The organism is Escherichia sp. KTE172, assembly GCF_000408845.1.
Lineage (GTDB): Bacteria > Pseudomonadota > Gammaproteobacteria > Enterobacterales > Enterobacteriaceae > Escherichia > Escherichia coli.
The window spans coordinates 793,002-806,273 of the sequence record NZ_KE137316.1; the positions used below are offsets into that span (position 1 = coordinate 793,002).

General features: G+C 52.0%; 12 protein-coding genes and 2 pseudogenes. 4 read left to right on the forward strand and 10 right to left on the reverse strand.

Going from position 1 to position 13,272, the window contains the following annotated elements; all coding sequences use genetic code 11:
- Positions 1–37 precede the first annotated feature (37 nt).
- Positions 38–640: a YebB family permuted papain-like enzyme gene (locus G434_RS19785; protein ID WP_001024936.1), complete on the forward strand. Its 603-nt coding sequence runs from the start codon at positions 38–40 to the stop codon at positions 638–640.
- A 1-nt stretch (position 641) separates the two neighbouring features.
- Here G434_RS19785 and ruvC read toward each other — a convergent pair whose 3' ends face one another.
- The 4 genes from ruvC to aspS are packed head-to-tail and all read right to left on the reverse strand — an operon-like array spanning position 642 to position 4,184.
- Positions 642–1,163, reverse strand: a complete 522-nt coding sequence (gene ruvC / locus G434_RS19780) for a crossover junction endodeoxyribonuclease RuvC (RefSeq protein WP_001295503.1) — start codon at positions 1,161–1,163, stop codon at positions 642–644.
- Between the two features lie 34 nt (positions 1,164–1,197).
- Complete coding sequence (locus G434_RS19775; protein WP_000907234.1) at positions 1,198–1,938, reverse strand: YebC/PmpR family DNA-binding transcriptional regulator; 741 nt, start codon at positions 1,936–1,938, stop codon at positions 1,198–1,200.
- Between the two features lie 28 nt (positions 1,939–1,966).
- Positions 1,967–2,419 carry a dihydroneopterin triphosphate diphosphatase gene (gene nudB, locus G434_RS19770; protein ID WP_076611058.1) on the reverse strand — a complete coding sequence of 151 codons (453 nt, stop codon included), beginning with the start codon at positions 2,417–2,419 and terminating at the stop codon, positions 1,967–1,969.
- Positions 2,412–4,184, reverse strand: a complete 1,773-nt coding sequence (aspS, locus tag G434_RS19765) for an aspartate--tRNA ligase (RefSeq protein ID WP_001258662.1) — start codon at positions 4,182–4,184, stop codon at positions 2,412–2,414. Before aspS ends, nudB begins: the two co-directional genes overlap by 8 nt.
- A gap of 309 nt (positions 4,185–4,493) precedes the next feature.
- On the opposite strand from aspS, the gene G434_RS19760 reads away from it, so the two are divergent.
- The 3 genes and pseudogenes from G434_RS19760 (at position 4,494) to G434_RS19755 (ending at position 5,663) form a co-directional block, all read left to right on the forward strand.
- Complete coding sequence (locus G434_RS19760; RefSeq protein WP_000891630.1) at positions 4,494–5,060, forward strand: hydrolase; 567 nt, start codon at positions 4,494–4,496, stop codon at positions 5,058–5,060.
- Positions 5,057–5,152: pseudogene (locus G434_RS30655) on the forward strand (hypothetical protein); the annotation flags it as partial. The gene G434_RS19760 and the pseudogene G434_RS30655, both read left to right, overlap by 4 nt.
- A gap of 262 nt (positions 5,153–5,414) precedes the next feature.
- A complete protein-coding gene (locus tag G434_RS19755) occupies positions 5,415–5,663 on the forward strand; it encodes a DinI-like family protein (RefSeq protein ID WP_001217553.1) in 249 nt (82 codons plus the stop codon).
- A 117-nt stretch (positions 5,664–5,780) separates the two neighbouring features.
- Here the strand turns inward: G434_RS19755 and G434_RS19750 are convergent, their stop codons facing one another.
- The 6 genes and pseudogenes from G434_RS19750 to G434_RS28945 form a co-directional block, all read right to left on the reverse strand.
- Entirely contained in the window at positions 5,781–6,068 is a 288-nt protein-coding gene (locus tag G434_RS19750; RefSeq protein WP_001513565.1) for a hypothetical protein, read from the reverse strand.
- A gap of 9 nt (positions 6,069–6,077) precedes the next feature.
- Entirely contained in the window at positions 6,078–6,356 is a 279-nt protein-coding gene (locus G434_RS19745) for a hypothetical protein (RefSeq protein WP_001204581.1), read from the reverse strand.
- The gene (locus G434_RS19740; RefSeq protein ID WP_016239020.1) at positions 6,353–8,416 is read right to left on the reverse strand and encodes a prophage tail fiber N-terminal domain-containing protein; all 2,064 of its coding nucleotides are present in this window, start codon (positions 8,414–8,416) and stop codon (positions 6,353–6,355) included. The genes G434_RS19745 and G434_RS19740 overlap by 4 nt, the downstream gene beginning before the upstream one ends.
- Positions 8,417–8,480: 64 nt before the next feature.
- Positions 8,481–9,080: an Ail/Lom family outer membrane beta-barrel protein gene (locus G434_RS19735; RefSeq protein ID WP_016239021.1), complete on the reverse strand. Its 600-nt coding sequence runs from the start codon at positions 9,078–9,080 to the stop codon at positions 8,481–8,483.
- Positions 9,081–9,147: 67 nt separating this feature from the next.
- Complete coding sequence (locus G434_RS19730) at positions 9,148–12,954, reverse strand: phage attachment tail tip protein J (RefSeq protein WP_016239022.1); 3,807 nt, start codon at positions 12,952–12,954, stop codon at positions 9,148–9,150.
- A 60-nt stretch (positions 12,955–13,014) separates the two neighbouring features.
- Positions 13,015–13,272 (reverse strand): annotated as a pseudogene (locus G434_RS28945) (tail assembly protein); the annotation flags it as partial.

The following is a 13,272-nucleotide window of genomic DNA, read 5'->3' on the forward strand; positions in this document are numbered from 1 at the left end:
TTACGTATATTCGTATCTATTTCAATGGAATGACAATGTGAATATTAATTATCCTGCTGAATATGAAATTGGTGATATCGTCTTTACATGTATAGGTGCTGCCTTATTTGGTCAAATATCAGCTGCATCAAATTGCTGGAGTAATCACGTCGGGATCATTATCGGTCATAACGGTGAAGACTTCATGGTTGCAGAAAGCCGGGTTCCCCTTTCAACCATCACCACGCTATCTCGTTTTATTAAACGTTCTTCTAATCAACGCTATGCTATAAAGCGATTAGACGCCGGGCTTACAGAACAACAAAAACAACGAATTGTTGAACAGGTTCCCTCCCGGCTACGCAAACTTTACCACACCGGTTTTAAATACGAATCTTCGCGCCAGTTCTGTTCAAAATTTGTTTTTGATATTTATAAAAAAGCGCTATGTATTCCGGTGGGTGAAATAGAGACGTTTGGAGAATTGTTAAATAGCAATCCGAATGCAAAACTCACTTTCTGGAAATTCTGGTTCTTAGGTTCTATTCCGTGGGAGCGTAAAACCGTCACGCCAGCCAGTTTGTGGCATCATCCGGGTTTGGTGTTGATTCATGCGGAGGGAGTGGAAACGCCTCAGCCGGAACTGACCGAGGCGGTATAACTTAACGCAGTCGCCCTCTCGCCAGGTTCAGCCGCGATTCGCTCATCTGCATCGCATTCTGACTGACGTGACAATGGGTAATCGCGATAGCTAACGCATCGGCGGCGTCCGCCTGTGGATTAGCGGGCAGTTTCAGCAAGGTGCGGACCATATGCTGCACCTGGCTTTTTTCAGCACTACCAATACCTACCACCGTTTGCTTTACCTGACGTGCCGCATATTCAAATACCGGCAATTCCTGATTCACCGCCGCCACAATCGCCACGCCGCGTGCCTGCCCCAGTTTCAGGGCTGAGTCAGCGTTCTTCGCCATAAAGACTTGTTCAATGGCGAAATAATCAGGCTGGAACTGGGTAATGATTTCCGTCACGCCCGCATAGATGAGCTTCAGACGAGACGGTAAATCATCCACTTTGGTGCGTATGCATCCGCTACCCAGGTAGGACAATTGCCTGCCTACCTGGCGGATGACGCCATAGCCGGTCACGCGCGAACCCGGGTCAATGCCGAGAATAATAGCCATCACGCGTCTCCGTTTTGCTGTTTAGCAGGCCCCATCAGAGAGTCGCTGCAACCTCATCAGAGATTTCACCGTTATGGTAGACTTCCTGCACGTCGTCGCAATCTTCCAGCATATCGATCAGACGCATCAGTTTCGGTGCGGTTTCTGCATCCATATCAGCTTTGGTGGACGGGATCATGGAAACTTCCGCGCTGTCTGCTTTCAGACCTGCCGCTTCCAGAGCGTCGCGCACTTTACCCATTTCTTCCCATGCAGTGTAGACATCAATTGCGCCGTCATCATAGGTCACAACGTCTTCAGCACCTGCTTCCAGCGCTGCTTCCATGATGGTGTCTTCATCGCCTTTCTCGAAGGAGATCACGCCTTTTTTGCTGAACAGATAAGCTACGGAACCATCAGTACCGAGGTTACCGCCACATTTACTGAATGCATGGCGCACTTCAGCAACGGTACGGTTGCGGTTGTCAGACAGACATTCAATCATGATTGCCGTGCCGCCAGGACCGTAACCTTCGTAGATGATGGTTTCCATGTTTGCATCATCATCACCGCCCACACCACGTGCGATTGCGCGGTTCAGAGTGTCACGGGTCATGTTGTTAGACAATGCTTTATCAATTGCTGCACGCAGACGCGGGTTAGCGTCCGGATCGCCACCGCCGAGCTTAGCTGCAGTTACCAGCTCACGAATGATTTTAGTGAAGATTTTACCGCGCTTAGCATCCTGCGCAGCTTTACGATGTCTGGTGTTGGCCCATTTACTATGACCTGCCATAAAAATATCTCCAGATAGCCCTGCCTGTTCAGGCAGCGTTAATTACAAACTGTTCAATCGCCTGCCGGTTGCTCCAGGACTTAGTGAGCGCCGCCGCAGCAGGCGCATCAAGCCACTTGTAGGCCAGATGTTCAGTGAAGACGACCTGGCGTTCGTGCGGGAGCGCAAGACAGAACCATGATTCCGTATTACGCGTCACGCCCGGCGCATAGCGATGACGTAAATGTGAAAAAATTTCAAATTCTACCGTGCGCTGACAGTCAATTAAGGTCAGTTGTTCAGCGACAACATCGATGGTGACCTCTTCCTTTACTTCGCGCATGGCAGCTTGCGGCGCGGTTTCACCCTCTTCCACGCTGCCGGTTACCGACTGCCAGAAATCGGGATCGTCACGCCGCTGCAACATCAGCACCCGTTTCGTATCTTGTGCATAGATGACCACCAAGATCGAAACGGGACGCTTATAAGTCATATCAGTTATTCTCTGCCTTCTTCACAACCTGAATGCTCAGCTCAGCCAGTGCAGTCGGGTTAGCAAAGCTCGGTGCTTCAGTCATCAGACACGCCGCCGCCGTGGTTTTCGGGAAGGCGATAACGTCACGGATATTGTCGGTGCCGGTCAGCAGCATGGTCAAACGGTCAAGACCGAATGCCAGGCCTGCGTGCGGCGGAGTACCGTATTTCAGGGCGTCGAGCAGGAAGCCGAATTTCTCGCGCTGTTCCTCTTCGTTGATACCCAGAATACCAAACACCGTCTGCTGCATATCACCATTATGGATACGCACAGAACCACCGCCCACTTCGTAACCATTGATGACCATATCGTAAGCGTTCGCCACCGCATTTTCCGGTGCAGCTTTCAGTTCTGCTGCCGTCATGTCTTTTGGTGAGGTGAACGGATGGTGCATTGCCGTCAGGCCGCCTTCACCGTCGTCTTCAAACATCGGGAAGTCGATAACCCACAGCGGTGCCCATTTGCTTTCGTCGGTCAGACCAAGGTCTTTACCCACTTTCAGGCGCAGTGCACCCATCGCGTCGGCAACAATTTTCTTGTTGTCGGCACCGAAGAAAATCATATCGCCATCTTGCGCGGCAGTACGATCCAGAATGGCTTCGATGATTTCTGCATTAAGGAACTTCGCTACCGGGCTGTTGATACCTTCCAGACCTTTCGCGCGCTCGTTAACTTTAATGTAAGCCAGACCTTTCGCGCCGTAGATTTTAACGAAGTTACCGTATTCGTCGATCTGTTTACGGGTCAGCGATGCGCCGCCCGGAACGCGCAGAGCCGCTACGCGACCTTTCGGATCGTTCGCCGGACCTGCAAATACTGCAAATTCAACGGATTTCAGCAGATCGGCAACGTCGGTCAGTTCCATCGGGTTACGCAGATCCGGTTTATCAGAGCCGTAACGGCGTTCGGCTTCCGCAAAGGTCATTACCGGGAAATCGCCCAGATCCACGCCCTTCACTTCCAGCCACAGATGACGCACCAGCGCTTCCATCACTTCACGCACTTGCGGCGCGGTCATGAAAGAAGTTTCCACATCGATCTGAGTAAATTCAGGCTGACGATCAGCGCGCAGGTCTTCGTCACGGAAGCATTTAACGATCTGATAGTAACGGTCAAAACCGGACATCATCAGCAGCTGTTTGAACAACTGTGGGGATTGCGGCAGTGCGTAGAATTTACCTTTGTGCACACGAGAAGGCACCAGGTAGTCACGCGCGCCTTCCGGCGTGGCTTTGGTCAGCATCGGAGTTTCGATGTCGAGGAAGCCGTGGTCATCCATAAAACGGCGCACCAGGCTGGTGATTTTAGCGCGGGTTTTCAGGCGCTGAGCCATTTCCGGGCGACGCAGGTCGAGGTAGCGGTATTTCAGACGCGCTTCTTCGGTATTGACGTGGTTAGAGTCAAGCGGCAGAACATCTGCGCGGTTGATGATAGTCAGCGAGGACGCCAGCACTTCGATTTCGCCGGTCGCCATATCGCGGTTAATATTTTTTTCGTCACGCGCACGTACGGTGCCCGTGACCTGAATGCAGAACTCATTACGCAGTTCAGAGGCCAGCTTTAACGCGTCCGCACGATCCGGATCGAAAAATACCTGCACGATACCTTCGCGGTCGCGCATATCGATGAAGATCAGGCTACCAAGATCACGACGACGGTTGACCCAACCACACAGAGTCACCTGCTGCCCCACGTGGGACAAACGGAGCTGTCCACAATATTCTGTACGCATGAGATATCCCTTAACTTAGCTGCCGGCGGATGCCCCCTGCTGCGCAGGTGACCAAGTCGCAGCGTTAGCTGTATGTCACAACTGAATGAAAAAAGGCGGCTATTATACTGGAAATTCTGCCGCACCGTAAGAGCCTGGCCCGCGCTGGAACGCCTCGTTACCACTTTATATCGGGCCTGAAATCAGACTCTACGCCAGTTTGCTATAAAGGTGTTGCCCGAACTCATAAAAATTAACAAAATTTGTCGTTCCGCCATCGGCTAATCGCATTAAGGTGAGAGGCACGATTTTGTTTTGTCAGGAGTCATCATGCTTGAACTTAATGCTAAAACCACTGCGCTGGTGGTGATTGATTTACAAGAAGGCATCTTACCTTTTGCCGGAGGTCCACATACTGCCGATGAGGTGGTTAATCGCGCCGGGAAGCTGGCGGCGAAATTTCGCGCGAGCGGTCAGCCCGTGTTTCTGGTGCGCGTTGGCTGGTCTGCCGATTATGCCGAAGCATTAAAACAGCCGGTTGATGTCCCCTCCCCCGCTAAAGTGTTACCCGAAAACTGGTGGCAACATCCTGCTGCATTAGGTGCAACCGACAGCGATATCGAAATCATCAAACGTCAATGGGGTGCGTTTTACGGTACGGATCTGGAGTTGCAATTACGCCGCCGGGGTATCGATACCATTGTTTTATGTGGGATCTCGACCAATATCGGTGTTGAATCCACCGCCCGCAATGCCTGGGAACTCGGTTTTAATCTGGTGATTGCCGAAGATGCCTGTAGCGCCGCCAGCGCCGAGCAGCACAATAACAGCATCAACCATATCTACCCACGCATCGCCCGTGTGCGCAGTGTGGAAGAGATCCTCAACGCATTATGATTTACATCGGTCTGCCGCAATGGTCGCATCCTAAATGGGTGCGGTTGGGGATCACCAGCCTTGAAGAGTATGCCCGCCACTTTAACTGCGTGATACGGGATTTTTAAAAATCACTAAAGAACGCCCAAGAGCATGTGTTTTCTTTAGAATAATCAAAGCGTTGGATTGCCATGTCATATGAAAATCGGCAAAGTTCATATGTAACAAAGTGTCCCAATCATGCCCCAAAATGCCCCACAACAAATATTTTTGCCCCATGCATGCCCCAAAAAATCACTTTCCCTCACCCTTGACACTGTTTATCTATACAGTTAAAAATAACACTGTATACAAACACAGTATAGAGGGACTTTTATGCGTATTGAAATCTGCATAGCCAAAGAAAAAATGACTAAAATGCCAACCGGTGCTGTGGATGCGTTAAAGGAAGAATTAACCCGACGCATCAGTAAGCGTTATGACGATGTAGAAGTGATCGTAAAAGCCACCAGCAATGATGGGCTTTCTGTTACACGCACAGCAGATAAGGATTCTGCAAAAACATTTGTTCAGGAGACTCTGAAAGATACCTGGGAGTCTGCTGACGAGTGGTTTGTTCACTAATAAACACGTAAAATCGGTAACGGCTGGAAATCATTCAATACTCGCACTATCGAAAGTTAACCAGCCAACCGCAGTATCCTGTCATGACAAGTTACTGCGGCTTTTTACTTTTTATATTTAACGGATCAACATCCAGATCAGCAGACACGCCACCACCGGCACAGCAAAATCCATCAGGCTTGCCACATCCCACGCGCGTGGATCAAAACCGCCCCACCACGGCATGTTAATCCGCTTGCCATGCCCGAACATTTCAATCCAGCGATATTCTGCCTGGGTGTGTTCACGCGCAATGAAGAACGTACAACCGGCTATCGCCCCGTAAGCCCAGTTTCCGGTAAAAAGACCAGCCAGTACCTGCACCGCCACGGCACAAAGCGCATGAAGTATCGACGTGATATCCATCTGCTATCCTTAAAACCACTCCCTGAGCGGGCGCTCTGGTGTAACCACCCACTCACGGAACACGGAATCATCAAATCCATCGTCAAGAAGACGGATATTAACAAAGTACCCTTCGTTTCGCGTGTATTCTGGTTCTCCGTCATCAGAAACATCTGTCTCCCTGAACGTAAAACCAATCTCATCAACCAGAACGGCATTCTGCAGCTCTTCGTCCTCTTCCCAGTTAAGTTTCCTGAGAAATGCCCTGAAATCTGCTTTATCACTGAAACGCAACGTGAAATCTCTCACTTCACAACCTCCCCAAGCTGCGCATCTGTTAGCTCTTTATGCCAGAGACGAAAATTCCTCACATGCCCAAATAAATGGCGTAATCCTGCTGTAGTTTGTCCACCAATGCGAATGGTTGCTGTACTCCGGATATATTCCCATGTGGTTTTTGTTTCGCTGGATATACGCCCGTTACTTACTGCACATGTAGACCGTTCGGACTTTACCCGCATACCAATAAGCATTTTTTTCAGCCCGGCATTTTCATTTATTCGTCGGTCTGAACCACCTATATCGCAATACGGAAAACCGTCGTACCCACCTGATGAACCAAACCCCATTACGATCCCCGCTCCGGTTTGATGACCGCCGGTATCAAAAACACGCGGCGCTGCATTTGGCGTTTTATACCAGTTCTTATGTACCTCACAAAGAACCGTAAAAGGAAGATTATAAAGATTATTATTAATTGGAACTGTAACTATATCGCTTGCGCGGGTAGCCGCCGTCGTTCCTGAGATAATAAAAGATGATGCACACGAACCATCCTCAACCTGAGGGGTGGCCAGATAAATATAGTCTCCAGATACGGTTGCTCCGCCCTGATTAGGAGAATACTGTATCTGAGATCCTATTTTTAACTCATCATCAATTGCCAGGATTGTTGCCTCTGCAAAAATCCATCCGGTAGCTTCGTCCTTTCTGACTCTCGCTGTAACCCTTGAGTCCGCGCCACCTGTCATATTAATTTCAAGCGTTTGTGTATCAATATATGCATCACCAAGAAAAGTTGTTGCACTACCGTCATATTTATCAAAGCGGATACGCAACCCTACCTGTCGTTCTGTTTTAAAACGACATGAGGTTGTCACGTACTTGTTATCGCCTGAAACATCAACTGACTTTGTAGCAGCAATTGATGCCATATTAATGGCTGACGTTTTCCCAATCAGAGAATCGTTACAAACAAACTTTCCATAAGTAAAACCAAAACTATCAGTTCCAACCTCAGCGACATTCATATTTGCAGATTTACCCCAAGAAGCTGGAGTTGCTGAATTCAACATGTAGTTGGTTCGCTGACCTTCAATCAATAAACCTTCTTTTTCAAATCGTGGCTCATTAATTTCCGCCGTTTTCAGTTCGCCAGATTTATTGATATATGTTGCCGTTGATGCGCGACTGAAATTAACCTGTTTATCACTGGCAACCTGAACCACATTATCACCAATCTTCACTTTTTTATAACCCGGAGAATAGCCCGTAATCATATCCAGCGAATCATTAAAGGGTATCCACACATCCGGCAGCGGCTGTAAAACATATCTGTACGGCTCTGCTGTCTGGTTTGCGTATTCTCTGGCAGCATCTTCACTTGCTTTTGCTGCCGTCTGGCTTGCTGCCGATGCTTTCGCCGAGTTCGCCGCCGCTGTTTCGCTCACCTTTGCGTTGGCTTCACTGTCTTTGGCATTCGTCTCACTGGTTTTCGCTGCCGTCTGGCTGGATTTTGCGTTTTTTTCGCTGGCCTTTGTGGCTGTCTCGCTATTTTTCGCGTTGGTTTCTGATTTTTTGGCTGCTGTCGCGGAGTTTGCCGATGCAGTCTGCGAGGCCGCTGCCGCCTGTGCGCTGTTAGCTGCATTCGTTTCTGAGGTTTTCGCCGCGTTCTTCGATGATGCCGCGGCAGTTTCGGATTTCTTTGCTGCCGCTGCGCTCTGTGATGATGCTCCGGCATGACGTGCCACTTCATTCACCATCAGCTCAAAACGGCGCAGTGCCTCCGGACGAACATCATCCTCCGTCATGGCGCCGAGAAAATCATTCAGCGTACCTGGTCTGGAACCTTCATAGACGGTAATGGTCCCGGCATGTGAAGGCGGAAAACCTTCAACCAGCAGGGTGACGCTGTACTGGCCATACTCAACATCCATGCTGTAACGCCCGGCTTCATCCGGATTTTCAGAGGCCACCGTGTTCACCACCACCGTGCTGCTGGTCCGTCTGGCCTTCAGCACAATGGTGCAGTTCTGTACTGGTTTTCCTGTGCCATCTTTCAGCACACCTGAGATTTTTACTGCTGCCATATCCACTCCATAAAAAAGCCCGCCTGAACCGGCGGGCTGTCATAACACTGTGTTACCTGGCTAATCAGAACTTATAACCGACACCCACGATGAAACTGTTGGTACGCCAGTCACCGCTGCCGGAGCCTTCATAAGCGACATCAATGGCCACGGATTCGGTCGGGTTAAACTGCACGCCAGCTCCCCACGCCAGAGACGTGTTGCTGTGGCGACCGTCATCACTTCCGGTCAGCACATCGTGCTTTTTCCCCTTGTTGTCAGTTACGCGGAGATAATCCCCGGAGAAAGTCGACACACGGCTGTAAGCCACACCCGCCATCGCATACGCGCTGAACCATTCATTCACGCGTACAGACGGCCCCGCCATCACGCTGAACCAGCGGTTACGCACGGAATCTTCATGCCAGCGGGTATCGCTGTAGTGCGTTTTTTGCTCATCCTCAGCATTGGCATAACTGAAGGACGTAATCAGCCCCAGCGCGTCCGTAAACTCATAACGGTATTTCACGTTAATCCCGTTCAGATTATCGCTGCCGGGAGCGTTCGTACGGGCATGAAGATACCCCGCGCTCAGTGTGGACTGATGTTCAGACGCCCATGCAGGCGCACCGGATACGGACAGACAGATGGCTGCGGACAAAATGGCTGCACATAATTTACGCATAATTACCTCTCGCTTTTCTGCAATAAAAAAGGCGCCATTTCTGGCGCCCGTATATGGGTTATAAAATTCAGCTAATCGTGATGCCTGCAGTGGCTTTCTTCATCACAACAACCAGCAAATCGCTGATACTTGCTGTGGGATACCAGCCATTTACCCACCATGCTGATACAGAAAACTCCAGCGTCATGTCGCCGCGACCAGCAGGCATATTAATAACACCACTGTAAACCAGCGTATTATCCAGCGCGGTACGGTTATAAATTTCAGCACCGTTTTTCTTCACTATCAGGCGGCATGACGAATAAGTATCGCTGTTCTCCTGCTCATGTCTGGCACCGCTGAAAGCCACCGCCGGAATAACAATCTGCCGGTTAAACGGCTGATCGTCATAAACCCTGACGGTAATGGTTCCTGATGGCCAACGCTTCGGTGCACGGGAGTCACGAGGGAAAGCCTTACCCACTGTTTTAACGAGATCGCCTTCAATCTGGTTTGCAGACAGTTTCCCTCTGATGACACAGTTCTCGTTAATGGTGACATTATTGAGCGTGCCGGTATTCGCCGTGATGGCTCCACTGATATCCGCATTGCGGGCTGTCAGCCTGCCATCCGGCGTCAGGGAAAACGTCGGAGGATTGCCGGATGACGTGATGCTCACCGCAAACAGTCGCTTCAGGAACACGTCGTTCATGAACAGCTGATTCCCCTGCGCCACAAATAACGGCGTGGTGTTACCGTTCTCCGGAGTAATCATCGCAATGCGATCGGCCTGCAGCAGAATGTTACTCAGCGTCTGACCATCGACATCCTCGATCCCCGCGCCAATCCCGGCCACATAGGGAATACCGTTTTTTGTTTTCTGCACCTTCAGCATATACATGGCATTCAGCTCATTGCGCGTGTCTGACTGAACCCGCTGGATTTGCTGTATGGTCACGGCCTGGTCACCCAGCTTTTTATCCGTGGTCGAGGCAATTTCACTCCCTTTTTCATCCACGTACTGACGGACCTGTGCTATCTGCCGGGCGTTTTCTGACTGGCCCTGGCTGACTGTCTGCTTGATTTCACTTTGCTTTTTGTCCACGTACTGGCGGACCTGTGCTATCTGTCGGGTATTTTCCTCACTGCTCTGACTGACCGTCTGTGAGATTTCACTGCTGACACGGTCCACTTTCTGACTCACCTGCGCGATGGCCAGCGTCTGATCCTCATTCTTTTTCGCAACCAGCTGCGTGAGGCTGTTTTCCGCCTCCCCGATTTTCCGGGTCACTTCCGCAATATCCGTGTCCATCCGCTGGCGGATGTCTTCTTCCAGTTGTCCGATATTCTCTTCCAGTTGAGTGACATCCGATCGCAGGGCTGACGCATCAATGCGCTTTTTCAGTGCCTGCCCCAGCAGCGTCTCATCTATCAGACCACGGAAAAATTCCAGATACCCTTTTGCATCATTGCTGGCCTGCCCGCTGGCTTCCACAAATGCAGACTTGCCCACCAGGTTGACACTGCGCACATAAAACCAGAAATCCATCCCCGGCTTAATCCGATCGCCCTGGACAGTCCACTGACTGCCGGTCCCCAGATAACGGGCAGATTTTTCCACCTGTGCCGTGTTCGTGATGCGTTTTTCTGAGAACCAGAATTCAAACTGTACCGTCGGGTCATACACCGCAAGACGCGGGACCGCCGTTATCTGAAAATACCCCGGCGTCAGCTCAATCCGCGATGGCGCTGCCGGTGCGGCAATCCGGAACGATACCGACGCCGGATCGCCCTGCTGTCCCCACGCATTTACCGCCCGGACTGTCAGCCTGTAGTTCCCCAGAGCCAGTTGTGTGAAGCGGTATGTGGTTTCCGTCGTCCTGGCCGTGCTGACCAGCCGCTCACTGCCATCGTCCGCTGCCACGGTCAGGCGAAGCAGGAAGCTCACGCCCTTCACCACCTTCGGCGTGTCCCAGCGCGCCAGCACCTGATATTCCCCGCTGTCTGCAGTGACTTCGGCGGTCAGATGCTGCACTGCTGGCGGCGTGACACCATTCACCGTGCCGCTCTGGTCACCGTCAAAGTGCGCCCCGTTATCCACGATGGCTTCTTTTTCCGGTACATGCTGCACGGCGGTGATGGCATACGTGCCGTCATCGTTCTCACGGATACTCACGCAGCGGAACAGGCGCTGGCGCAGCGTCGGCAGCTTCAGCCCCCACACGCTGTATCCGGCAACGCCGTCAGGAACACGGCTCACTTTTACCTTCACGCCGTCGGTGACGGACTGGACCTCCACGCTGACCGGATTACCACTTCCGTCAACCAGGCTTATCAGCGTGGTACCGGAGGATGGCAGCGTGATTTCACGGTCGAGCGTCAGTGTCCGCGTCTGGCTGTTCACCGCCAGCACGCGCCCGCCGGTGCTGATACCCGCATAGTCATCATCACAGATTTCAATAACATCGCCCGGTACATGGCGAAGCCCTTCTGCGCCCACGCTGAAGTCCACGGTCTGCGTTTCCAGCAGCTCCGTTTTAATCAGCCACAGCCCGGCGCGGTGTGCCTGCCCCCGGCTGGTACAGCCAAAGGCATCCATCTTCGTGACATTACGACCGTAACGGGCAATGGCCCGCGTGTCCTCCACAAGCTCTGTCGCCGTCTCCCAGCCGTTATCCGGATCAATCCAGTTCACCTCAACGGCATTATGACGGTCCTTCAGGGCGCTGAAGCTGTAGCGGAACGGCGCGCCATCATCCGGCATCACCACATTACTGCGGTTGTAGGTCCACACCTTATCTGACGGTCGGTCCTGCACGAACGTCAGCGTCTGCCCGTTCCATACCGGCATACAGCGCATCGCCGAGCAGAAATCACTGAGCACATCCCACGCCTTACGCTGTGTGGTCAGGTACGCATTACAGGTGATGCGCGGCTCCGTACCGCCAAAACCGTCCGGCACCGACTGGTCGCAATACTGGCCGATGACATACAGCGCCCATTTATCCACATCCGCCGCACCAAGACGTTTCCCCATGCCGTAGCGCGGGTGGGTCAGCATATCCCACAGACACCATGCCATGTTGTTGCTGTATGCTGGCTTAAACGTTCCGTCCCAGATACCGCTGTATTGCCGCGTCTGCGGGTTATAGTTCGACGGCACCTGCAGAATGCGCCCGCGAAGATGATAATTACGGCTCACCTGCTGGCTGCCGAACTGCTCCGAGTCCACCTGCACGCCGACCAGTGCCGTGTTCGGGTAGCACTGTTTCACATCGATAATTTCGGTGTATGACGACCAGAGCGTTTTGTTCTGCAGCTGGTCTGTGGTGCTGTCCGGCGTCATCCTGCGCATCCGGATATTAAACGGGCGCGGCGGCAGGTTACCCACCACCACCGAGGCCAGATACTGTGAGGTGGTTTTGCCTTTAATGGTGATGTCTTTTTCCGTCACCCAGCCACCGTTACGTTGTATCTGAACCAGCAGGCGGACTTCCGACGGATTCCTGTCTCCCTTTGAGGTGGTTTCCACCAGTGCCTGTACACCGAAGGTAAAGCGCAGACGGTCGATGTTTGCCGACGTGATGGTCCGGGTGATCGGCGTTTCATATTTCACTTCCGTACCGAGCACCGTCTCGGAACCGGAGGATTCAAATCCCTCCGGCGGTGACTGCTCCTGCTCACCTGCCCGGAACACCACCGTGACGCCGGAGATATTGGTATTCCCCTCACTGTCCAGCACCGGCGTACTGTTCAGCAGCACACTTTTTAATCCATCCACCGGACCTTCAATCGGCCCTTCGCTGATGGCATCAATCGCACTCAACAGCTGCGTGGATTTCAGGTTATCTTTCGCTTCGCGCGGGGTATGCCCCTTACTGCTGCCTTTACCCATTCGTCATGCTCCATAAACGACAAAACCGCCCGGAGGCGGTTTCACATAAAACATTTTGCATCAGCGACCAATCACCACAACCTGACCACCGTCCCCTTCGTCTGCCGTGCTGATCTCCTGAGAAACCACCCGCGACCCCACACGCATTTCACCGTACAGAACAGGCAGAACATTGCCCTGAGCAACCATGTTATCCAGTGAGGAAAAATAGGTGTTCTGTTTGCCGTTATCCGTTGTCTGTGTACGGGGAGTTCTGGCTTTCGGTGCCAGCATCTGCGCCACACCACCGAGCACCATACTGGCACCGAGAGAAAACAG

Coding starts and splice junctions, on each gene's coding strand:
- ruvC (WP_001295503.1), bottom strand. CDS start 1,163: ATGGCTATTATTCTCGGCATTGACCCGGGTTCGCGCGTGACCGGCTAT.
- G434_RS19775 (WP_000907234.1), bottom strand. CDS start 1,938: ATGGCAGGTCATAGTAAATGGGCCAACACCAGACATCGTAAAGCTGCG.
- aspS (WP_001258662.1), bottom strand. CDS start 4,184: ATGCGTACAGAATATTGTGGACAGCTCCGTTTGTCCCACGTGGGGCAG.
- G434_RS19760 (WP_000891630.1), top strand. CDS start 4,494: ATGCTTGAACTTAATGCTAAAACCACTGCGCTGGTGGTGATTGATTTA.
- G434_RS19755 (WP_001217553.1), top strand. CDS start 5,415: ATGCGTATTGAAATCTGCATAGCCAAAGAAAAAATGACTAAAATGCCA.
- G434_RS19750 (WP_001513565.1), bottom strand. CDS start 6,068: ATGGATATCACGTCGATACTTCATGCGCTTTGTGCCGTGGCGGTGCAG.
- G434_RS19740 (WP_016239020.1), bottom strand. CDS start 8,416: ATGGCAGCAGTAAAAATCTCAGGTGTGCTGAAAGATGGCACAGGAAAA.
- G434_RS19735 (WP_016239021.1), bottom strand. CDS start 9,080: ATGCGTAAATTATGTGCAGCCATTTTGTCCGCAGCCATCTGTCTGTCC.
- G434_RS19730 (WP_016239022.1), bottom strand. CDS start 12,954: ATGGGTAAAGGCAGCAGTAAGGGGCATACCCCGCGCGAAGCGAAAGAT.